This window comes from Achromobacter veterisilvae (assembly GCF_900496975.1).
GTDB lineage: Bacteria > Pseudomonadota > Gammaproteobacteria > Burkholderiales > Burkholderiaceae_B > Achromobacter > Achromobacter veterisilvae.
In genome coordinates this window covers 78,995-101,041 of the sequence record NZ_UFQC01000022.1, presented here as the reverse complement: position 1 = coordinate 101,041, position 22,047 = coordinate 78,995, and the positions used below count along the sequence as shown (strand labels likewise).

Annotated in this window: 18 protein-coding genes; 9 read left to right on the top strand and 9 right to left on the bottom strand. The window is 67.3% G+C overall.

Going from position 1 to position 22,047, the window contains the following annotated elements; genetic code table 11:
* The 3 genes from AVE30378_RS20145 to AVE30378_RS33130 form a co-directional block, all read right to left on the bottom strand.
* Positions 1–290, bottom strand: a 290-nt coding sequence (locus AVE30378_RS20145; RefSeq protein ID WP_129242635.1) for a FecR/PupR family sigma factor regulator, incomplete at its 3' end; no start/stop codon positions are given.
* Between the two features lie 17 nt (positions 291–307).
* Positions 308–811 (bottom strand): RNA polymerase sigma factor, encoded by a 504-nt coding sequence (locus AVE30378_RS20140; protein ID WP_165360253.1) that lies wholly within the window; start codon positions 809–811, stop codon positions 308–310.
* A gap of 106 nt (positions 812–917) precedes the next feature.
* Entirely contained in the window at positions 918–1,343 is a 426-nt protein-coding gene (locus AVE30378_RS33130) for an AtuA-related protein (RefSeq protein ID WP_425265786.1), read from the bottom strand.
* Positions 1,344–1,580: 237 nt separating this feature from the next.
* Here AVE30378_RS33130 and AVE30378_RS33125 point away from each other — a divergent pair, with 237 nt between their 5' ends.
* On the top strand, positions 1,581–1,808 hold the full coding sequence (locus AVE30378_RS33125; RefSeq protein ID WP_129242632.1) for a LysR substrate-binding domain-containing protein: 228 nt from the start codon (positions 1,581–1,583) through the stop codon (positions 1,806–1,808).
* 61 nt (positions 1,809–1,869) lie between these two features.
* Here AVE30378_RS33125 and AVE30378_RS20125 read toward each other — a convergent pair whose 3' ends face one another.
* Both AVE30378_RS20125 and AVE30378_RS20120 read right to left on the bottom strand, forming a co-directional pair.
* The gene (locus tag AVE30378_RS20125) at positions 1,870–3,522 is read right to left on the bottom strand and encodes a ShlB/FhaC/HecB family hemolysin secretion/activation protein (protein WP_165360251.1); all 1,653 of its coding nucleotides are present in this window, start codon (positions 3,520–3,522) and stop codon (positions 1,870–1,872) included.
* A gap of 36 nt (positions 3,523–3,558) precedes the next feature.
* Positions 3,559–7,653, bottom strand: coding sequence for a two-partner secretion domain-containing protein (locus AVE30378_RS20120; RefSeq protein ID WP_129242630.1), 4,095 nt, complete (start codon positions 7,651–7,653; stop codon positions 3,559–3,561).
* On the opposite strand from AVE30378_RS20120, the gene AVE30378_RS32605 reads away from it, so the two are divergent.
* On the top strand, positions 7,576–8,643 hold the full coding sequence (locus AVE30378_RS32605; RefSeq protein WP_129242629.1) for a response regulator: 1,068 nt from the start codon (positions 7,576–7,578) through the stop codon (positions 8,641–8,643). The two genes, AVE30378_RS20120 and AVE30378_RS32605, sit on opposite strands and share 78 nt — an antisense overlap.
* Complete coding sequence (locus AVE30378_RS20110) at positions 8,640–10,559, top strand: sensor histidine kinase (RefSeq protein WP_129242628.1); 1,920 nt, start codon at positions 8,640–8,642, stop codon at positions 10,557–10,559. Before AVE30378_RS32605 ends, AVE30378_RS20110 begins: the two co-directional genes overlap by 4 nt.
* A 31-nt stretch (positions 10,560–10,590) precedes the next feature.
* On the opposite strand, the gene AVE30378_RS20105 is transcribed toward AVE30378_RS20110, so the two are convergent.
* From AVE30378_RS20105 to AVE30378_RS20095, 3 genes are all read right to left on the bottom strand, one after another.
* A complete protein-coding gene (locus AVE30378_RS20105) occupies positions 10,591–13,020 on the bottom strand; it encodes a TonB-dependent siderophore receptor (protein WP_129242627.1) in 2,430 nt (809 codons plus the stop codon).
* 108 nt (positions 13,021–13,128) lie between these two features.
* Entirely contained in the window at positions 13,129–14,142 is a 1,014-nt protein-coding gene (locus AVE30378_RS20100) for a FecR family protein (protein WP_129242626.1), read from the bottom strand.
* A 3-nt stretch (positions 14,143–14,145) separates the two neighbouring features.
* The gene (locus tag AVE30378_RS20095) at positions 14,146–14,688 is read right to left on the bottom strand and encodes a sigma-70 family RNA polymerase sigma factor (RefSeq protein WP_129242625.1); all 543 of its coding nucleotides are present in this window, start codon (positions 14,686–14,688) and stop codon (positions 14,146–14,148) included.
* Between the two features lie 321 nt (positions 14,689–15,009).
* On the opposite strand from AVE30378_RS20095, the gene modA reads away from it, so the two are divergent.
* The 6 genes from modA (at position 15,010) to AVE30378_RS20065 (ending at position 21,018) form a co-directional block, all read left to right on the top strand.
* On the top strand, positions 15,010–15,786 hold the full coding sequence (gene modA, locus AVE30378_RS20090) for a molybdate ABC transporter substrate-binding protein (RefSeq protein ID WP_129242624.1): 777 nt from the start codon (positions 15,010–15,012) through the stop codon (positions 15,784–15,786).
* A gap of 364 nt (positions 15,787–16,150) precedes the next feature.
* Positions 16,151–17,098: a Bug family tripartite tricarboxylate transporter substrate binding protein gene (locus AVE30378_RS20085; RefSeq protein WP_165360249.1), complete on the top strand. Its 948-nt coding sequence runs from the start codon at positions 16,151–16,153 to the stop codon at positions 17,096–17,098.
* Between the two features lie 24 nt (positions 17,099–17,122).
* Positions 17,123–18,136: a cyclase family protein gene (locus tag AVE30378_RS20080; protein ID WP_129242622.1), complete on the top strand. Its 1,014-nt coding sequence runs from the start codon at positions 17,123–17,125 to the stop codon at positions 18,134–18,136.
* Between the two features lie 31 nt (positions 18,137–18,167).
* A complete protein-coding gene (locus AVE30378_RS20075; RefSeq protein ID WP_129242621.1) occupies positions 18,168–18,977 on the top strand; it encodes an SDR family NAD(P)-dependent oxidoreductase in 810 nt (269 codons plus the stop codon).
* A 46-nt stretch (positions 18,978–19,023) separates the two neighbouring features.
* Positions 19,024–20,031 (top strand): Bug family tripartite tricarboxylate transporter substrate binding protein, encoded by a 1,008-nt coding sequence (locus tag AVE30378_RS20070; RefSeq protein WP_244235108.1) that lies wholly within the window; start codon positions 19,024–19,026, stop codon positions 20,029–20,031.
* The gene (locus AVE30378_RS20065; protein WP_208742414.1) at positions 20,032–21,018 is read left to right on the top strand and encodes a quinone oxidoreductase family protein; all 987 of its coding nucleotides are present in this window, start codon (positions 20,032–20,034) and stop codon (positions 21,016–21,018) included.
* Here the strand turns inward: AVE30378_RS20065 and AVE30378_RS20060 are convergent.
* Positions 20,999–22,033, bottom strand: a complete 1,035-nt coding sequence (locus AVE30378_RS20060; protein WP_129242620.1) for a LacI family DNA-binding transcriptional regulator — start codon at positions 22,031–22,033, stop codon at positions 20,999–21,001. The genes AVE30378_RS20065 and AVE30378_RS20060 overlap by 20 nt on opposite strands.
* Positions 22,034–22,047 lie beyond the last annotated feature (14 nt).

Here is a 22,047-nt window from a genome sequence, read left to right as displayed (position 1 = left end):
CCCGCGCCGGCCAGCGCCCAGCCCAGCGCCGCCCGGCGGCCGCGGCTCGCGGGCACGGCGGGGGGCTCGCCGGCCAATGCGCGCAGGCGTTCGTGTCCCGCCTGGCCGGTGCTTTCCCAGACGCGTTCCAGCAGCGCGTATTCCTTGCGGTGCGCCGGGTCCGCCTCCAGCCAGGCGTCGAAGGCCTGGCGATCCGCGCCGTTCATGCGTCCCGACCGCGCGCGGGCAAACCACGCCGCCGCGGCGTCGCGCGGGTCGGAATATTGGCGGGGATCCAGAGGATGGTTCATGGGGGCGAGGGCCGGGTTCAGCCTGCGGCGTCGTTTTGCAGTGCATCGCGCAGGTGGCGCATGGCACGCATGATATAGCGTTCGACGGTATTGAGAGACAGCCCCAGCCGGGCGGCAACCTCGACTTGGGTCAGGCCGTCGAGCCGGTGCCAGATGTAGGCCTGGCGGCATTTCTCGGGCAGTTGCCGCAATGCGGCGTCGATCGAATGCGCCAGTTGGATCCCATCGAGTTCCAGGATGGCGTCGGCCGAGCGCGGGTGTTCGTATTCGGGCAGGTCGTGCAGCGGCACGCCGGCGCGTTGGCCGAGCTTGCGCAGGCCGCTCGCCAGGTTGTTGCGGCTGGATTGGTAGAGGTAGGCGCAGGGATCGGCCAGCGTGGCGCCTTGCCGCTTCAGCATGCCCAGCGCGGCATCCTGCAGCGCATCTTCCGCTTCCTGCGGATGCTCGCTGCGGCGCGTCCAGTCGCGGAACATCATCGCGTACTTGGCGAGCCAGCTACTGGGTTGAGGAGGGATCGGCACTGGCGGCAAGAGCTGTCGGACTGTCGAAAGAGGCTGCATCATAAATGATAACAACTCTCATTTCAAAGTTGACTGCATCAAGGCCGCCCGCGCGCCGCGCCGCGTGTCATGGCCGACCTCCCGTTCTCTCCGGGAAACTCGCCCCGAGGGCCAGGGACATGCCGGTCGTTCCGGCGGGCACACTGACCGGCATGGACAGGAGGATCTGGGCCATCCCCTTGCCCAGCGCATCGTTGCGCAGCGAGGCCATGCCGCCCCCGTCCAGGGCGTTTTCGCACACGAAGTTGAAGGCATGGATGCCCGGTAGTTCGTAGCGCGCAACCGGCCCCCGCACCAGGTGGGCGAGGTACTGCGCCACTCGATCCGGCGTCAATTGAGAGCGCAGCAGTTCCAGCCATTCGGGCTTGCGCGCGATGACGCCGATGTTGGAGGTGTTTCCCTTGTCGCCCGAGCGCGCCCAGGCCAGCCGAATCAGCGGCACGGTAACGGCGTTCGCGGGTTCCCGCCAGGTGCTGGGCGCAGCTTCGGCCATCGTGGCGTCCGGGGCCGGGCGGGGCGGCGGCGGGGGCGAATCCGCGTCCACCAGGTCCAAGGCGCGGCCATCCAGATAGACCTTTGGCCTGACTTGAGACTTGCCGAGCAGGAAGGAGTACTGGCGGATCAGTGGCGAAGCGCCGGCCCGTCCGCCTGCCCCGGTGGTTCCGGGGGCAAAGGAAGTGCCTGCCGACGCGATCTCGCGCGCCAGCAGTTCCAGCGCCGCCTTGTCGGTATGGCATGCGTTCGAGGCGCCCAGCGAACTACCTGCTGCGCGCTGGTCAGGTCGGGCCTGGGTGTTTCGGCCCTGCCGCGGATGGGGCTGGGCCTGACCGACATGGAGGGGCTGGTTTGTATTCCCCTCGTCGCGCCGTCGGTGTTCCGGTCCGTGGGGCTCGTCACGCGTATCGGCCGGTCGCTGTCGCCCGCCAGTCTGGCCTTCCTCGGGATGCTGGGTGGATGAGCGCTTCGGTTTGATCAAGTTCGCCATGGCGGCGGGCCGCGCGGACTCCCATTGCCCATCCTCAGAATTGATAGCCCGCCTGCGCCCAAACGCGCGGCTTGCGGTCTACGTCCGACGTCGGCTGCCCGGTGCCGGCCTTCCAGGCCGCATAGACGCTCAAGCTGAACGACGCGGAGACATAGCTCGCGCCGATGCCGTAGCCGGCCAGCGTGCGCTGGTTATCGGCCGCGCCGATCCACGGCGAATGATTGATGCGCACCTGGCCCCGGTCGTAAAAGCCCACTGCTTCCCAGCCGTACCCCAAGGGGTAACGCAATTCCACGTTGAGCAGATACCCGCTGTCGCCGCTGGCCTCGCCCTGCGGATAAGCGCGCACGCCGGCCGCGCCGCCCAGGAACATCTTTTCGGATGAATCCAGATTCCGGTCGGACCATTGGCCGTTGGCGTTCAGGAACAGCGTCAGGTTGGCCGGCAAGCGTTGCAGGCGCTGGAAGGCGCCCGCCCATTTGCCGAACGATCCTTCGCTGCGCGCGCTCAGTGCGTCGATCCCGGCGCTGACGGAATCCAGGTCCAGTCTGCCGGCGGTATAGGTCAGGCTGGCGTTATTGGCCCCGCCGCCGCCCAGGCCATCGATGAAATTGCCGGCGATGCCGACACTCAACTCGTGTACGCGCTTGTCGGATTCGATCGAGGCCGCGTCCATCCGGTCCTCCAGGCGCTTGTCGTCGTATTGCAGCGTGGCGTACCAGTTGCTGTCGCGGCTGCGGAGCAGGGGATGCAACAGGTACAGGCTGGCGACGGTCGCATCGCCGCCCGCGTCCAGGGGCGCGAATTCCTTGCCCAGCTTGTAATGCATCCGCGACAAGGCAACGCCGATGCGCGTGGCGGACTGGCCCACCGGAAGCTGGTAGCCGATGCGGCCATAGTTGAACTTGCTGCCGCCGGTCTGCGCGCGCAGGCTCAACTGGTCGCCGATACCGGCCGGGTTGTTCCAGTAGAGGCTGCTGCCCAGCAGGGTGGCCGCGGTGTAGCGGTTGCCGAAGTTGCTGAGGTCGACAGAGCCGGTCAATACCCGTCCCGGCGCCACGTCCACCAGAAAGTCGGACGTCCCCACGGTCGCGCCAGGGCGCAAGGTGGACGTCACCGCGACGCCGGGAAGGTCAGCCAGGCGCAAGAGCGCGCCTTCCAGTTCCTCGTTGTGTATCGGGTCCCCCGCCTGGATGCGCTGCGCGGGAGCAAGCGCGCTGCTGGCGACGCCCGCCGGATTGTTCAGGACGACCTCGCCGATCCGGCCTTCCAGCACGGCGATGGTGACTGTGCCGTCCTGGATCTCCTGCGGGGGCAGATAGGCGCGCGCAACGAGATAGCCATGGCTGCGGTAGTAGTCGGTGATGCGCCGGGTCAGCGCATCGAGTTCGCCCAGGCTCAAGGTCTTCCCGATCCCATCCTGGATGAGGGGAAGCAACTGCTGCTCGGTGAACGCCTGGTTGCCCGTCAAGCGGACGCGCTTGAGTTGGAAGCGCGAGCCATTGCCTGCCGGCATGCCCATGCGCTCTTCGATGGAGGTGGGCGGCGCTTCGGCGGAAGGCAGGCGTTTCGGCGGCTCGGCCTGCTGCAATAGTTGGCCCGCCGTGGGCGCCCGCTGGGCCAGGGAGGCCGTTGTGGCCAGGCAGAGGACCGCAAGCAGGAAAGAGGCTTCTTTACGCATACGCATTGACAGGCGGCTTGGAAATTTCCGATCGATGCGCATTTATTTGCAGTTATCCGTCAACAGGTAGACGGGCAGATTCATCTGGCACTCCGGGCGGTCGACGCGCAGCGCGGCGGTCGCGGTCGATGCGATCCTGGGCTTGTCGTCAGCGGCGGTGGCGGAGACGTTGGCGGCGACGTAACGGGGCAGCGAGGGCATGCGGGGGATGGGGGCGCCACCGGTGCCGCCGCCGCTTTCGGCGGGATCGATGGTCAGCGCGCCGTCGACAAAGGTCAGCGCATAGTTGCCATCCGTGCCGCTGACGGCATGGACATAGCGGCCAGCGTCAATGCCGACGCCGCCGCTCTCGGTCAGGCCCGCCAGCACGCTGGCGGTTTCGTTGTTCATCAGGCCCGTGACGGTGAAGCCCGCCACCCTCTGGGTCTGGCCGTTATAGGTCACCGTGCCGCTGCTGGCCGTGACCGTGGCGTTCGCCTTGTCGATGGTGCTGTTGGTGTTGTCGACGTAGCTGATGTCGTAGTTGCCGCCGCCGTTGCCGTCGCTCACCACGACGCCGCTCACGGTGACCACTTTTCCCATGCCGGCATTTTTGTCGGCGTAGGCAAAGCTGCCGCCCGACAGCGTGTCGCCGCCGTAGAGTGTGCCGCTGCTTATCGCCGCCGTGCCGTTGGCGCTGGTAGTGCCGTCGTAGGTCTTGGTAATGTCGCCGACAGTCACCGACAAGGGGGCCTTGTCGATGGTGAGCACACCATTGGCGGCGACGATGTCGTAGCCCCGCTGAGTCGAATAGAGGCCGGACAGGGTCAGGGCATAGCCGCCCGCGTTGGTGCCGCCGCCCGCCACGCTCCCCGTGCCCAGCAGCAGGCTGCCGTCATGCGCGCCGACGGTATAGCCGGCCGCGCTGCCTTGCGCCGAGCCGTTATAGACGGTGGAATCATTGTTGACGGTGGCATCCAGCCGCTTGAGAAAGGCCTTCAGCAGCGGCGTCGTCGCGCCATCGTAAATGCGCCAGACATTGGCGCCGCCGCCCGCGGTATCCAGGTTCCAGCCCGCGAAGGTATCGGCGTCGGTCAGCGCCGCGTAGGTGCGGGCGGAGCCGTAGGCATTGCCGCCGAAGGCGCCGCCCGCCATGCCGCCGTTGTTGATCGCGCCGCCGCCGGCGGCGGTGCTGGCGTAGTAGCTGTTGGCGACCGCGGTCGCCACGCCGGATCCAAGCAGGCCGCCTGCATTGCTGTTCCCCGTCACGCTGCCTGTGGCATAGGTGTTGCTGATCGAAGACATGTCGGCGACGCCGGCCAGTCCGCCGACCCCGTCGTTGCCGGTTACGCTGGCGGCGGAATAGGCGTTGTCGACGGTAATGCGCGCGCCGTATCCGATCAGACCGCCCGTCTGATCGTTCCCCGCCACGCTGCCGGTGACATAGGCATTGCTGATTGAAGAATCGCTGGCGTAGCCCGCCACGCCGCCGACATAGTCGTAGCCGCTCACGCTGGCATTCTGCAGGCCGACATTGCGGATCGTGCTGTCGGAAATCACGCCGAACAGGCCGGCGTTATTGCTATACCCGGCGTCGATGCGCAGGTCGTCGATAGTATGGCCCAGCCCATCGAGGCTGCCCCTGAACTCCGTGCCGGTTCCCCACGTGCCGACCGACGCGAAACTGCCGCCCAGCCATACATCCTTGCCGTTGGTGGCGCTGGCATCGATATCGTTGAGCAGGGTGTAGCTGGCGCGCTTGTCCAGCGCCATGAGCTGCAACTGGTGGGCATTGCGGATAGCGGTCGACCATTCCGAGGCCAGCATCGGCAACACGCCGTCCACCATCGCCCAGCCTGAACTGCCCGGCGCGGTGGCGAAGTCGAAGCCCGCCCAGTTGGCGGCGTCGCGCATCTGCGCGGTGGTCAGCCCGTTGACATTGGTTAGGGTTGCGCCGGTGGACACGCTGACGGCGGGCACGGAGGCGCCCACGGTGTCGACGTTCCAGACCAGGTTTTCGAACTGGCCCAGGACGCCCGAGCCGATCAGCGCGCCCATTTCCGCGGGCGTGGGGCTGGCATCGGAGCCGCCCACGGTGCCGGAGAAGTAGCTGTTGAGCACCTTGGCGGGGGACCCGGACTGGTAATCGGCTGTCCCCACCAGTCCCCCGACGATGCGGCCGCGCACGGCGCCGGTGGCGTAGCCGTATTCGAGCGTGCCGTAGCGCAGGGCGCCCACCAGTCCGCCGGCAAAGCCTCCCGATGCGGCCGCCGTAGCGGTGACGTCGGCGCTGGAATACACATGGCTGATGAGGCCGGAATAATAGGTATCGCCGACCAGGCCGCCGACGGCGTTGGTGCCCGTCACGCTGCCATCCACCCAGACGTTGCGAATGCTCAGCCCTCCGTCGCCGTGGCCGACCAGGGCGCCCACCGAGGTGCCGCCGTTGATGGATACGCGGGTCAGGCCGAGGTTGGCGATGGGGCCGCTGGCGTTGCCGAACAGACCGATCTTGTGTTGCGAAGGACGGTCGATGGTGAGCCTGTCGATGACATGGCCCAAGCCGTCGAAGCGGCCGGTGAAGCCGTCATACTGCAAATCCCGCTGGGCGATGGGGTTGAAGCCCGCGCCGCCGTTCCAGCCCGCCGTGGCGCTGGCGTCGATATCCGCGCCCAGCACGTAGTTGCCGCCCAGATCGCCCCACATGCCCTGCAAATCGGTGCCTGTCATGCTGCCTTCGGCGCCCAGGCTGGTGATGATGGTGTAGTGGACGGTGCCGCCGTCGCTCCCCAGTTTGGTGCTGAAGCTGCCGGTGCTGGCCAGGTTCACCGGCGCGCTGATGTTATAGAGCGCGATGTTGCCCGCGGCCACCGCGCCTTGCCCATATTCCAGCGCCAGGCCGGCGCTGCCGCTGGCGTTCATCTGCGCATTGATGTTGATGTTCCGCTGCGCGTTGAGCGTGAGCAGGTTCTCGGTCCAGCTCACCGTGTCCCTGACATTGATATCGCCATTCGTGCCGCTGGCGCCGGTGCCGCTCTGGATGGTGAAGTTGCCGTTGGCCAGCGCATTGCCGACCGCCGCGCCCGTCATGTCCCCGCCGCTGGCGGCGATGGTGAAGTCCACCGGATCGATCAGCCAGGTGCCATTGCCGCCGCTGCTAGCCTTGGTGGTGACCTTGGCGCTGTCGGCCACCTTGACGTGCGCGGCGCTGGTTTCGATGAAGCCGCCGTTGCCGCCATCGGGCGCGCTGGCGTCCAGCGTGCCGCTCACATTGACGGTGCCGCTGGCCATGTCGCCGATCAGGAGGATCCTGCCGTCGCGGTTCTCCAGTGTGCGCGCCTGGATGACGCCGGTATTGTTGACCACCGTGTCGATCAGGGCGTCCCTGGCCTTGGCGCTCATGAGCACCGCGCCGCCGTCGGCCTGGATCAGCCCCTTGTTGTCGGCCAGCGCCTTGAGCGCGCCCTGGTCGATCTGCATGCCGAGCAGCCTGTCGCCGGCGAAGTCCAGGGTGACCTGACTGCCCGCGCCCATGGCCACGGTGCCGAGCCGGGCGACGATGGCGCCTTCGTTGCGCACTTGCTCGCCCAGCAGCGCCACATAGTCGGCGCTGATCGCGCCCTGGTTGACGACGCTGCCGCCATTACCCGCGAACCGGCGCTTGCCGGCCATGAAATCGGCGTCGGAGATGCCAAGCGTGGAGGCGACCAGCCCGCCCACGTCGACCTGGGCGCCGCGCCCGAAGAGGACGCCGTTGGGATTGAGCACCCAGACCTGGCCGTTGGCGTTGAGCCGCCCGAGAATTTCCGTGCCATTGCTGCCGAGCACGCGATTGAGCGCGATGGAGCTGCCGTTGGGCTGGGCGAAGTTGACCGTGGCCTTGGCGCCGACGTTGAAATCCTGCCAGTTGATCGCCACGTTCTGCGATTGCTGATTGACCGTCAGCGTCGATCCGTTCCGGCCGATGCTGGCTTTGCCGCTGCTGACCGCGCCGCCGCTGGGCAGGGCGTTGCCGTCGAGGGCGAACGCCGGCGCCGAGATCAGGCTGACGACGAGCGCCGCGCTGGAACCGCGTCTGCCATGGCCGCGGGCGATTTCCGAAGCCACTGCCCAGGCCCGCAAGGCGTGGTTCCAGACAAGTCGGTAAATGTGATTCATGCGTCGTCGCTCGCCCCCACCCCGGAACTGCGACTGGCGCTTGAGGCCTGCGGGGAAGCCCCCGTCAGGCCCGGCGCGGCACGGTCAAAGATGGGTATGGTTGATTGGAATTTTTTGACACGGGAGAATGGCCGCGCAAGTATAGAAATCGCCGTGGATGAAGGGGCCGATTCATTTCTACCAAATGCTGTCAAAATCTACCAACATCCGGAAATTGCGCGGCATAATTCCGCAGGCCCAATCCCTCCCAGTGTCGGTTCCACTTTGCAAAATCGCCCCTTTCCTCGCGTCGCGGTCGTTGAAGACGATTCCGGATTGCTGGCCGACCTGGTGGAATTCCTTGAACTGCGCGGCTTCGCCGTAAGCGGTTTCGATAACGCCGAGGCATTTTTCTCGGTCTGGCCGTCCACGCATTTCGATCTGCTGCTGCTGGACGTGGCCTTGCCGGGCGCCAGCGGATTGGAGGCCGCGCAACGGGTGCGGGCGCGCGACGCGCGCAGCGCGCCCGGCATCGTGATGCTGACTGCGCTGGAGGCCAACGACGATCAGGTGCTGGGTTTCAATGCCGGGGCCGACGTGTATCTGTCCAAGCGCTGTTCGCTGGAAGTCATCGAGGCAGCCTGTCATGGGGTGCTGCGCCGCCTGGGGCGGCAGCCTGCCGGCAGTCCCGTCTCCCAGGCCCCGGAATCCTGGCGCCTGTGTGCCAGGGACTGGCGGCTGCACGCGCCCAATGGCATCGCGCTGGACCTGACGCATGCCGAAGTGCGGCTGCTGTGCGCGCTGTGCGAAACGCCGGGGCAGGCGGTCGCGCGCGAGGCTTTGCTCCTGCATCTGGATAAACAGGAAACGCTATTCAACCTGCGCAACCTGGACAATACGGCGAGCCGCCTGAGACGCAAAGTACAGGCCGCCTGCGGCCTGGAACTCCCGCTGCGGCCCAGCTACGGCAAGGGCTACACCTTTACCGCGCGTTGCGAGATGGAACCGTGAGCCGCGGGCGCAACCGGTTCGCTTCCACCGCCGCGCTGTGGCTCTTCCTGGTGTCCGCGCTTTGCCTGCTGGCGATGCCGGCAGGCGCATCGGCGCCGGCGCCATCGGGTGCCCCCCGAATTTCGCTGGAAGGCCGGCTGGAGCATTTCGTCGATAAGAGCAATGCGCTGCCGTTCGAGACGATCGCCCAATCCGATTTCGTCCGTTCGAATTTCGTCCGCCTGCCGGAGTTCCGCAGCCTGAGCTACGACACATACACGCATTGGTTCCATACCCAGTTGACTCAGGCCGACGGCGGACCGTCGCATCGCGTCCTGACCATCGGCTCGCCCGAGCTGGAAGAACTGGATGTCTGGCTGGAGCGCAAGGACGGCAGTTTCGAGGCTCATGTGATGGGCTACCATCGTTCCCGCGACCAGCGTCCGCTGGCGCGCCTGTTCGTGCTGCCACTCGAAACCTTTCCCGGTATGCACGTCTATTTCCGCGTGCGCACGAACAATGCCATCAATGTGTATGCCGAGCTTTTTCAAGCCGACGCTTTTACCAGCGACGAGACGCGCGGCAATTTTCTCCACGGCCTGTACTTTGGCATATTGCTGATTGCGATCGCGCTATATGCCATTCTCGGCGCGCGCCTGCGCGACGCGGTGATGGCGGCCTACGCGGGTTACGTGGCGTCGCAGCTCCTGTTCCATCTGGGCGCCACAGGCTACCTGCCGGTGCTGGCCGGCCACTCCGCCTGGCTCATGGACGCCTTGCCTCGCATCGGCTGGCTGGGAGGCGCGGTGTCCATCGTACTGATGTGGGACCGGCTGCTGGGCCTCAGGCTCACCCACCCGAACATCCACCGCCTGTACCTCTTCACGGTCGTTTTGAATTTGGCCTTGCTGGTCTTCGCGCTGCTGCCGTCCCTGGTGACGGGCGCGACGCTGCTGGTCGTGAAGCTGGCCAACTATCTCAACGTGCTGAACTTCGTCATCGCCATGTTCCTGCTGGTCCGGGCCTGGCGCCGCAGCCGGCGCGTGGAATGGATGATCTACCTGATCGCCTTCGTCATCCCCACGCTAGGCGCGCTGGTCAATACGACAGCCAATCAGGGCCTCCTGCCCTGGAACGCGGTGACGGCGAACTTCTACCAGGTCGCCGCGCTGGTGCATGTGCTGGTGATGAGCTATGGCCTGGCGCTGCGCTTGCGCCAGTTGCAGCACGACAAGGCGGCGGCGGAACAGGAGACCGCCATCGTGACCCGGCGCGCCGAGCAGCAGCGGCATTTCGTCGCCATGCTCTCGCACGAATTCGGCAATCCTCTGGCGGCGATCGACCGCGCCGCGCAAATGATCCAGTTGAGCGCGCCGGACATGCCGCCGAAAGACGCGCGGCGGCTGACGCTGATTCGCGGCAATGCCGCGACCCTGTCCGGGTTCGTCGACCGCTTCCTGATGTCGGAGGCGCTGGATAACGGGGCGTTGACGCTGGCGCGCGCGCCTTGCGGCATTCGGCGGATGCTGGAAGACACCGTCGGCCAGCAGGACCCCGCGGCCCGCGCGCGCATCCAGTTGGGGAAATGTCCCGACGGCACGTTCGCGATGGACGGCACCTTGGCCGGCGTGGCGATAGGCAATCTGCTGACCAACGCCTTGCGCTATTCTCCGCCCGAAAGCGCGGTGGAGGTCGAGGCCACGCGGGATGCCGCGGGATTGCGCATCCGCGTCGCCGATCATGGCCCGGGCCTGGACGCGGACGAGCTGGATCGACTGGGCACGCTGTACTTCCGGGGCACGACCGCCTTGGGAAAGAAAGGCAGCGGGCTGGGCTATCACTTCACCCGGCGCATCGTGGAAGCCCACGGCGGCACCTTGACCGCCCGCTCCAATGCCGGCGCAGGACTCGAAGTCGAGGTTTTCCTGCCCGGCTGAACGGCAAGAGGCCGCCCGATATGCGTCCGCCCTACATCGTGTAGCGCAAGGTCAGGATGGCGCTGCGCGGCGCGCCATAGATGTTGTAGAAGATGTCGTAGCCAGGGGTGCGCAGGTATTCCCGGTCGAAGAGGTTGTTGATCGACAGCGCGGCGTCCCACTGCTTGTTGATCTGATACCCCAGGCGGGCGGAGACGACCGCATAGCCCCCTTGGCGCATGGACGAGGTGTAGACATCGCTTTGCGCCTGCACGCCCATCCCGACGCGCCAGCCGTTCAGCGCGCCGTCGAAATCGTCCTGCTGGAACCGGTATTGCGTCCAGAGCTTGAAGAGATGCCTGGGCAGGATGTCGGCGGCGAAGCGCTGGCCCACGTTGGCCGGGTCGGAGTCGCGCAGGAATTTCGAGTGGGTGTACGTGTACCCGGCCGTGATGTCCCAGCCCGGCAGCGGACTGCCGCTGATTTCCGTTTCCCAGCCCTGGCTCTGCACCAGGCCGGCCGCGCGCGAGCACGAGCCGGTCGGCGTGCCGCCGCAACCGATGTGGTCCGGGTCGACGATGGCGCGGTTCTGGTCGCGGATGCGGAACACCGCCAGCGACGCATTGAGGCGGCCGTCGAAAAACTCGCCCTTGACGCCGGCCTCGGTCTGCCAGCCCTTGCGCGGCTTGAGCGTCTGGCCCGTGTAGTCCTGGTCGCTTTGCGGAACGAAGATATCCGTATAGCTGGCATAGACGGATACCTGCCGGCTCACATCCAGAACGATGCCGCCGAATGGCGTGAATTCATCATTGGTATTGGCTGCGCTGCGCTTCCAGGCGCCGACTTCCGGAGACACCGCGCGGCTTTTCTGCCGGTAGTCGGTCCAGCGGCCGCCCAGGATCAGGCTCAGCGGATCGGCCAGCTTGAAGCGGCCCGAGGCGTAGATGCCCGATTGCGTGGTGATGGAGTTGTTCCGATTGAGTACCGGCAGCGCGTACGCGTCGTTGAAATCGTGTTCGGTCAGCGGCGCGACACTCTCGATATAGCTGAAGCGGCTGCCCGTCGTCTGGTCCGAGCGCGCATAGTTGTAGCCGAGCGTGAGCGTGTGGTCCTGTCCAAGGAAGCGGACGGGTCCCGACACGTGGACGTCGCCCTGGTCCCATTCGAAGTCATTGGCGATGCGCCCCACCGACATGCCGGAGGCCAGGCCGGTGTCGATATCGATGCGGCTGCCGGTAAACGCGGAGTAGCCGCGATAGCGCGTGTCGCGATGCAGATAGGCGGCCTTGAACTCCCAGCCGTTGTCCCAGCGATGCGTCAGGTCGGCGCCGACGTCGTAGGTGCTCATCTGCGACATCTTGGACGGCCCGACGTAGGCGTCGCGGTCCGGCACGCTGCCGTCGGAGTACAGGGGAAGGCCGTTGAAGTTGCGGAAGCGCCGGTCGTTGTAGGTGGCGGTCAGGCCGATCGTGGTGCGCGGCGCGAGGTCGTATTCGAGCACGCCATAGAAGGTGCGCGGCTCGGACCGGCCCCAGTCATAGAACTTGTTCTCGTCTTCATAGGCGCCGACCAGGCGGCCGCGCAGCGTGCCCGATTCATTGAGCGGGCCGCCGCCGTCGGCTTCCAGCCGGTAATGATCCCAGGATCCGCCCGAGGCTGACGCGGAAAAGTGTCCTTCCGCGCGCGGGCGTTTGCGCACATAGTTGATCGCGCCGCCCGGCTCGCCGGTTCCGGTCAGCAGGCCGGTGGGGCCGCGCAGGACTTCGATGCGGTCGTAGATCGCAAGATCCATGTGGGCCAGGGTGTCCTGTTGGGGCAGGCCATCGTACTGCGCGCTGGTGGAGAAGCCGCGGGCGTTGAATTTCTCGGTGTTTTCGTAGTCGGAAGGCGTCAGGCCCGTCACGTAGCCCAGGGCGTCGGCGACCGTGGTCAGGCCCTGGTCGTCCATCTGCTGGCGCGTCATGACCGATACCGACTGCGGGATTTCGCGCAGGCTCTGCGCATCCTTGGTGATCGTGACCGCGCGCGCGGCGTAGGAGCCCGTCCCTTCGGTCGAGGCATTGCGCCAGGCATCGCCGTCCACGCGCACCGGTTCCAGCGTGACCGCGCTGGCGCGCGGTTCGGGCTCGATGACGTAACCGGCGGCGGTCCGGCTGGCGCGGTATCCGGTGCCGCGCAGCAGGATGCCGAAGCCCTCGGCCACGGAGTGGCTGCCTTGCAGGCCCTGCGTCGTCAGGCCTTGCAGGCTGCGCGTGTCCACCACGATGTCGGCGCCGGACAACTGCGCGTAACGGCTCAGCGCGGGGGCCAGCGGACCGGCGGGAATGTCGTACTGGGCCAGGGTTTGGCCGGCCCCGGCCTGGGCGCGGACGGCGTGCGGATGCAGGGCCGCGAGCGCGATGGCGACGGCCAGCGGCAGGTGGCGGACGAGGAAGGGCAGGCGGGCGGGAGCCGGCTGCGCGGCGGTGCGTGGCAAGGCCATGTCAGGAGTTCCTGTTCGTAGTGTCTTCTTGTTTGACGAACGAGAATCCCGAACTGGAACCTGCGCCGGAAAAAAACGCGCTCCCAAGGAGAAAGCCCGGCGCCGGCGTCAGCGGCCGGGGGCGACGTCCACCCGCAGGAAATACGGCGTGAAACGGCGCACTCGCAGGCTGGGCAGATTGGCGGCCAGCAGTTGCAGGGCGCGGTCGGTGTCATCGAGCGGCAGCACCGCCGAGATGCGGATCCCGGCGATCGCCTGGGCGTCGTACTGGACCAGGCCGCTGCGATGGCGCGCCAGCGTGTCGAGCACGTCGGCCAGCGGGCGGTCGTGGACGAACAGCCGGTGCTGCTTCCAGCCGTCCTCGATCTGGCTGGCGTCGACCGCCGCGATGGGATCGGTGCCATTCGGACGGATCCGCACCGCCTGGCCCGCCTCTACCACGATGGCTTCCCGCGATCCGCTGCGGCGCTGCGCGTCGGTCTGGACCGACACGCGCGACTCCAGCACGCTCAGGCGCGTCGCGCCTTCTTCGCGGCTGACGAGGAACTTCGTGCCCAGGGCGCGCATGCTGCCGTCGCGGGTTTCGACCAGGAAGGGCCGCGCGGCGTCCTTGGCGACCTCGACCAGGATTTCGCCCCGGACGAGTTCCAGGGCGCGGAGCCGGGCGTCGTAGCGCAGATTGACGGCGGTGCCGCTGTTGATGCTGATGCGCGTGCCGTCGTCCAGCACCTGCGTCTTCCATTGGCCCGCGCCGGTCCGCAGGTCGGCCATCAGCCAGGCGGGCGGATACGCCTGTAGCGCCACCCACGCGGGCGCCGCCAGGACGAAGCCCAGCAGCGCGGCGGCCGCGTACTTCTTGACGCGGCCGCGCGTGCTTCGCGCATTGAGCGCGGCGGCCAGCGCGGCGCGGCCCGGCTCGCCCGTTCCGTTGGCGCGGACCGCTTCGGCCTGGCCCAGCAGCCGCTCCATGCCGGCGGCGGCGGCCGCGTGCCGCGGATCGGCGGCCTTCCAGGCGTCGAAGGCGCGCCGCGCGGCCTGCCGTTCGGCGGCGTCGTCACAGGAAAGCTGGACGATCCATTGCGCCGCTTGCGCGGCAATCGGAGACGGGGAGGGCGCGGCCATGGCTCAGGCCAGCCGCTGGTGGCAGTGCAGCAGCACCTGGACCAGGTACTTCTGCACCATTTTGGTCGATACGCCCAATTGCCCGGCGACGTCGGCGTGGGTGCGGCCTTCGAGGTAATGCAGCAGGAAGGCCGTCCGGGCCTTGGCCGACACCCCTTCCAGCGCCTGGCAGATCTGCTCCAGCGCCTGCACCGCGATGAGCAACTGTTCAGGCGAGGGGTGCTGCGGCAGATCCAGGGACAGCCGCTCGAGTTCCGCCAGGTACGTCCGTTCGAGCACCTCGCGGCGGGCGCGGTCGATGAGCAGGCGCTTGGCGGTGGTGGTCAGGTAGGCGCGCGGCTCTTGCAGCGCCAGCGGCTGCCCCAGCAGCGCGTCGCGCGAGGCCAGCAGGCGCTCGAACGTGTCGTGCGCGAGGTCGGCGGCATGATGGGTGCAGCCCATGCGCCTGCGCAGCCAGCCAAAAAGCCAGGAATGATGGTCGCGGTACAGCAAGTGAAATTGCTGCTGTACGCCCGAATCAGTGCCCACCACGCCCTCCCGCGGCATTCAATCTAAATGAGAATGGTTTGCAAATTTAATACAAAAGCGTGGGGACGCGCAACGCGAACTTGCGCCGTGTGGCGCGGATGCGCCGGTTCGCCGGTGTTCCGCGGGCCGCGGAACACCGCCTGTTCCGCCCGCGAGGGCGAGGTTCACGAACTGCGCCGGCTCATGCCTGCGAGCCCGCCCCGGCCGCATGATTCAACGTTTTATTGAATCTTGAAACATATGGAATCATAGTGTCTTGCCGGGTACGCACGGCGTGTTTCACGGTGTAGTATTTATGCCCGACGTCAGACCGCGCCCGCGGTTTCCCCAAGCGTTTCCATGAAATTTCTGCACGTCTTACTTACCGCCTTGCCCCTGATCGGGACGGCTCTCAGTCCCAGCGCCATGGCCGGAGAGGTGCGTGTCGCCGTCGCCACTCTGCTTGCCGAGCCGCTGCGCGCCATCGCCGAGAGCTTCGAAAAAGACACGGGCAACAAGGTGGTCCTTACGGTCGGCAATACGAGCGAACTGCTGCGGCAGATCATCGGCGGCGCCAAGTACGATCTCTTGCTGCCCAACAACACTGTTGTATTGAAAGAACTGGAAGACCGCAATCTGGTCGTGGCGGGCACGCGCTATACCTATGCCACGAATTCGCTGGTGCTGTGGTCTCCGCAGGAGGGGTACGTCGATCCCCAGGGCCAGGTCCTGACCCGCAAGAAATTCGACCGGCTTTCAATCGTGAGCCCGGCGCTCGTGTATGGCCGGCCGGCAAAGCAGGTGCTGGACAACCTGGGCATCGCCAGCGAGGTCGCCGCCAAGCTCGTCGAGCGCCATGACATCGCCCAGTCCCGGCAGTTCGTGGCCGCCGGGGGGCCGGACCTGGGTATCGTGACGCTGTCGCAGGTATACGCCAACGGAAAGCTCGCCCGCGGATCGGCGTGGCTGATTCCGCAGTCGCTCTACGATCCGATCCGGCAGCAGGCCGTCATCCTCGACGACGGGCGGAACAACCCAACGGCGCGCTCGTTCCAGTTCTATCTGAAGGGCTCAAAAGCCGGTTCGATCCTGCTTGCCTATGGCTATAAGCACGAAGTGATCGCCGGATCCTTCTGAATGCCCGGCGGTGCGCCGGCCCGTGCCGCCGCGCCCCAGCCTGCGCGCTAGCTGGCGCCGCCCGGCTTGCCGATTCCGGCGCGGCCGCCGGCGCGACGCTCCTATTTCCTTCCTTCTCCAACAGGTCCATCGCCGTCGGCCGCTGCCTCGCCGCATCGACAAGATCAGTCTTTTCGATTGTTGATGAACCGTTTCATTATGTGCTAGAGTTGCCCAAAATTCTGGATGCGATCGCTAATCAAGCGGGAATCAAGCGGAAGTATGGGGAGACATAGTGCAGAAACGCATAAAAGATGAATCGGTTCAATTGGGCGGTGGCTGGCAGGAACGGGCCGGTCCAAGCCGACGAAGATTTTTCATGGCCATGGCGGGCATGGCTGCCATGGGCCTGTCCCGGCCCGGCCACGCGGCGGGCTATCCCTCGCGGCCGCTGACGCTGTATGTGCCTTTCGCCGCCGGCGGCATTGCCGACAGCAATGCCCGCCTGGTAGCCGAAAAGCTCGCCGGCCGGCTCGGGCAGCCCTTCGTCGTGGACAACCGTCCCGGCGCGGGCGGCAATATCGCGCTCGGCATCGCGACGCGCGCGGCGCCCGACGGCTACAGCCTGATGTTCGGCACCAACGGCACCCACGCGGCCAATCGCTATCTGTACAAGGATTTTCCCTATGACCCGGTGCGGGATTTCGTGCCCGTGCACGGCCTGTTCGCCGATTTCAACGTGCTGGTGACCGGCACGGCGGCTCCCTTCGCCACGTTCGACGAATTCCTGGCCCAGGCCCGCAAGCGGCCGGGCCAGTTGACGTATGCCTCGGCGGGCGTGGGCACCGCGCAGCACCTGGTGGCGGAGTTGCTGCAACAGGTCGCGGGCATACGGCTGCTGCACGTGCCGTACAAGGGCGCGGGCCTGGCGATGAACGATCTGATGGCCGGCACGGTGGATGTGATGTTCGATTACCCCATCACCAGCTTGCCCCTGATCGGCGCCGGGAAGCTGCGCCCGCTCGTTACGACCGGGCCGCAGCCATTGTCCAGCCTGCCGGGCGTGCCCACCATCGCGGCGGCCGGATACCCGGGGGCGCAGTCGTCGGTGTGGTCGGGGTTGTTCGCGCCGCGCGGCACGCCGGCCGAGGCGGTGACGGTGTTGTCCGAAGCCTGCGGCCGCGTGCTGGCGGACCCGGCCTTGCAGGCGCGCGCCAGCCAGAACGGCACCGAACTGCTGCGGGACCTGGACGCGCGGGCGTTTCCCGCCTTCGTCGTGGCCGAGGCCGGACGCTGGCAGGGCATTGTGCAATCCGCGCACGTCCAATTGTGACGTGGCGCCTAGGGACGACAGAAAATGAATCCACGCTGGAAAGTACGGCCCCCGGAATCGAACTGGGGAGACTTCGGCCCGGACGATGAACTGGGCAGCTTGAACCTGATCACGCCCGCGGCGGTGCTTCGGGGAGTGCGCGAGGTGCGGGAAGGGCGCAGCATTTGCCTGAGCCTGCCGCTGGACCTGCCCGGCGGCAATGTGCTGAACCCGCGGCGCCATCCGCCGGTGCTGGCGCCGACGCGGCGGGATGGCCGGCCGGTCTACAACCTGCCGGTGGACCCTGACGGCCATGCGCATACCGACGTCGTCTGCGACGACGCCGTGACCCTGCACACGCAGTACTCCACGCAATGGGACAGCTTCGCGCACGTGGGGCATCTGTTCGACGTGGAGGGCAACGGCTCGCCGGTGGCCGTGTATTACAACGGCTTTCGCGCCGGCGTCGACGTGGTCGGCCCGGAAGGCGGGGCGCCGACAGGCGCGCGCCGGCTGGGCATCCAGACCATGGCCGAAAAGGCCATCCAGTCGCGCGGCGTGCTGCTGAACCTGCATGCGCTGTGCGGCGATGCGCGCCAGTACGTGGGCTATGACCTGCTGATGCGCGCCGTGGATGCCGCCGGCGGCGACATCCAGGCCGGCGACATGCTGTGCCTGTACACGGGGTTCGCCGACAAGGTCCTGGCGATGGGCGGCCAGCCCGACATGGCGGTGCTGGATCGAAGCTGCGCCGTGCTGGACGGCCGCGACGAGCGCCTGCGGCGCTGGATCGTCGACAGCGGCATCGCCGCCCTTTGCGCCGACAACTACGCGGTCGAAGGCATACCGGGCCGGCCCGCCGCCGAGCCCTGCGCGCGCCTGCCCCTGCACCAGTTGTGCCTGTTCCAGTACGGGATTCCGCTGGGCGAACTGTGGTATCTGGCCGAGCTGGCGCGCGCGCTGGACGCGCAGGGGCGCTCGAAATTCCTCTTGACCGCGCCGCCCCTGCGCCTGCCTGGCGCGGTGGGGTCCCCCGTCACGCCCGTGGCCACGCTTTGAGCCGCGGCGATTTATCTATCGAGAACCCATCATGAATCCCCTGCAGAACTCCGAAGCCGCCGCGGCCAGCCTGGCGGGACGCCGCATCCTGGTGGTGGGCGCGGGACGCGCATCCGGCCCGCGCCAGCCCGCGGCCAACGGCAATGCCGCGTGCCTGGCGCTGGCGCGCGCCGGCGCCCGCGTGGCCTGCGCCGATCGCGATCCCGACGCCGCGCAGCGCACCGTGGACGATATCGCGGAGGCGGGCGGCCAGGCCCTGGCCTTGCAAGCCGATGCCGCGGACGTCGCGCAGATCGAGGGCATGGTCGAGCAGGCTGTCGCCGGGCTCGGCGGGCTGGACGGCCTGGTCTTGAACGTGGGCGTCAGCCACCGCACGCCGCTGGCCGGGCTGACCCCGGAAAACTGGGATGCGGTCATGAACGTCAACACCCGCGCGCATGTGTTCTGCGCCAAGTACGCCTTGCCCAGGATGGCGCGGGGGGGCTCCATCGTATTCGTGTCGTCCACCGCGTCGCGCCGCCCCGGCGGGCGCAACCCCGCCTACGAAACGTCGAAGGCGGCGCTGTCGGCCGTATGCCGGGCCGTGGCGCTGGAAGGCCAGCCCGCTGGCATCCGGGCCAACATCGTGATGCTGGGCCTGATCGACACCCCGATGGGCCGGGCCGCGACGCAGGCCAGGCCCGACCGGCTGACGCAGCCCATGCCGTTCGGGCGGCAGGGGACCGCCGAGGAAGTGGCGGCCGCGATCCGGTTCCTGCTGTCCGACGAAGCCAGCTACATCAATGCCGTTGAACTGCCGGTGGATGGCGGCATGTCCGCGGGCATTGTCTTGCGCAGGTAGGGGCGGCGCGCGCCGCGCCCGCATATAACAACACAAGGAGACAACGATGAACCCTCGCATTTCCGCGCGCCTGGCATTCCAGGGCATGAAGCGCGCGCTGGCATTGGCCATGGCCGCAACCGTCGTGGCCGCCGTGCCTGGCCTGGCGGCGGCCGCCTATCCGGACCGGCCCATCCGCTACGTGATTCCGTTTCCGCCGGGAGGCTCCACGGATACGACGGGCCGGATCCTGGCGGAAGCGATGTCGAAGATCCTCGGGCAGCCCGTGGTCGTGGAGAACCGTGGCGGCGCGGGGGGCAACATCGGCGCGGCGCACGTGGCGAGTTCAGCGCCAGACGGCTACACCCTGCTGCAGGGAACGATCGGCACGCATGGAATCAATCCGACGCTCTATGAGAATCCGGCCTTCGATGCGCGGAAGGATTTCGAGCCGATCGCGCGCATGACGGCGGGCACCAACGTGCTGGTGGTCAACCCCGCCGTGCCCGCGAAGACGGTGCAGGAACTGATCGATTGGGCGAAGGCGAATCCGGGCAAGCTGATGATGGGATCCTCCGGCGCGGGCAGCAGCATTCATATGTCCGGCGAACTCTTCCAGGTCCTGACGGGCACCCGGTTCACGCACGTGCCGTACCGCGGCGGCGGTCCGGCCATGAACGACCTGCTGGCAGGCCATATCCAGCTCATGTTCGACAACCTGAATGTCTCTTTGCCGCACATCCAGGCGGGCAAGCTGCGCGCGCTGGGCGTGACCAGCCGCAACCGCGCCGCGGTCCTGCCGGACGTGCCCACGCTGATGGAGGCCGGCGTGCCAGGCTATGAGGTCACCAGTTGGAGCGGCATCTTCGCGCCGGCCGGCACGCCCCGGCCGGTCGTGGAAAAGCTCAATGCCGTGATCAATCAGGCGCTGGGCAGCGAATCGGTGCGCGCGCGCTTTGACGAAGCGGGCATCCAGATCGATCTGATGGGCGTCGACCAGTTCAAGGCCTTCGTCGACAGCGAGATCGACCGTTGGGGCGACATCGTCAAGAAATCGGGTGCGAAGGCGCAATAAATGGCTTCCATGATGCGAGCGATCGTCCTGGGCGCGGACGGGCCTGTCCTGGCCGAAGCGCCGGTGCCCCGGCCAGGGCCGGCCGAGGTCCGGGTTCGGGTGCATGCCTGCGCCCTCAACCGCGCCGACCTGTACATGGCCGAAGGCCGCCGCCACGGCGAGGCCGGCGGGCCCGGCACGGTGCTGGGCCTGGAATGGGCGGGGGTGGTGGACGCAGTGGGATCCGAGGTGCCGGGCCACGTCCGTGCCGGACAGCGCGTCATGGGGTCTGGGCGCGGGGCGTTTGCCGACTATGCCGTGGCGGATTGGGGGCGCGTGCTGCCCATGCCGGACGGCATCGAGACCGCGCAGGCCGCGGCCCTGCCCATCGCCTTGCAGACCATGCATGACGCGCTGGCGACCCATGGCGGGCTGCGGGCGGGCATGTCCTTGCTGATCCATGGCGCATCGACAGCCGTGGGCTTGATGGGCCTGCAGATCGCGCGCTGCCTGAACGCCGGCTGGGTGGGCGGCAGTTCGACCAGCGCGGCCAAGCGCCAGCGCCTGCTAGAACTGGGCATGGACCTGGCGGTGGATCCTTCCGCCGCCGGCTGGTCGCGGCAGGTGCTGGCCGCGACGGCCGGCAAGGGGGCGGACGTGGTCGTGGACATGCTGTCGGGGCCGATGATCAACGAAACCCTGGCGGCCACCGCCATCGAAGGGCATATCGTGAACGTGGGCCGGCTGGCGGGGCGCACGGGCAGCTTCGACTTCGACCTGCATGCCCTGCGACGCGTGCGCTACAGCGGCGTAACGTTCCGCACCCGTACCCCCGAGGAAGTCAGGTGGATCACCGCGCGCATGCTGCACGACCTGCGCGAGCCGCTGAACGAGGGGAAGTTGCGCTTGCCGGTGGACCGCGGCTTTGCGCTGGAGCAATGCGCGCAGGCCCTGGCCTACATGCGGGCCAACGGCCATTTCGGCAAGATCATCCTGCGCGTCGTTTGACGGGGCCGCAGGACTGGCGTTCGATCAGCGAATAGGGAAAGACGTTGGTGCGGGGCTCGGGCTGCTCTTCGCCGCTGCGGGCCTGGATGCGTTCCAGCAGCATCGCGGATGCGCAGTCGGCCACGGATTCCACCGGGGTGCGCAGCACGGTCAGCGGCGGGGCGTAATCCTCGGCGAAGTCGGAGTCCCCGACGCCGACCACGGAGATGTCCTCGGGCACGCGCTTGCCCATCGTCGCGATGGCGCGCAACGTGCTGCTGAGGGTTTGGGTGCCCTGCGCGATGATGGCGGTGGGGGCATCGGGCCGGCCCAGCATTTCGGTGATGGCGTCGTAGGCCGAACTGGTGGGAGAGGGGCCCTGGATCAGCAGATCGGGAACGGGCAGTCGCGCGGCCTTGAAGGCGGCCTTGTAGCCTTCGATGCGCCTGCGCACCGGGCGGCTTCGGGCCTGCCACAGCACGAGCGCGATTCGGGTATGCCCAAGGGAAACCAGATGATCGACCGTGTCGGCGATGCCTTTGGCGTGGTCATACAGGACCGCGTCCGCCTTGACGTCCATATCCCGGTCGTAGATCACGATGGGCATGGTCAGGTTCCGCACCGCGTTCAGCACGTCGGCATCGCGTTCGTTGCCCGGCGCGATGATCACGCCGTCCATGCCGCGCAATTGAAACGTGTTCAGGATGCTGACTTCGCGCTTCGGATCGTTGAGCCCGTTCGCCAGCAGCAGCATGTAGCCCGCGTTGAAGAAACGGGCTTCAAGCGCCCGGAACGCGCGCGCATAGAGCGGATTGGTGACGTCGGAGAACATGCAGCCGATGGTCTTGCTGCTGCGCGAACGCAATGCCTGCGCCGCGTGGTTGGGGCGATAACGCAGCGCGGCGATGGCGCGTTCGACTTTGGCGCGGACTTCGGGCGTGACGTTGGCGGCGCCGTTGATGACGCGCGAGGCGCTGCCTACCGAGGTGCCAGCCAGGGCCGCGACGTCCCGGATGCTGATTTTTTTTGGCGGCATGTAGATCCCTTTTG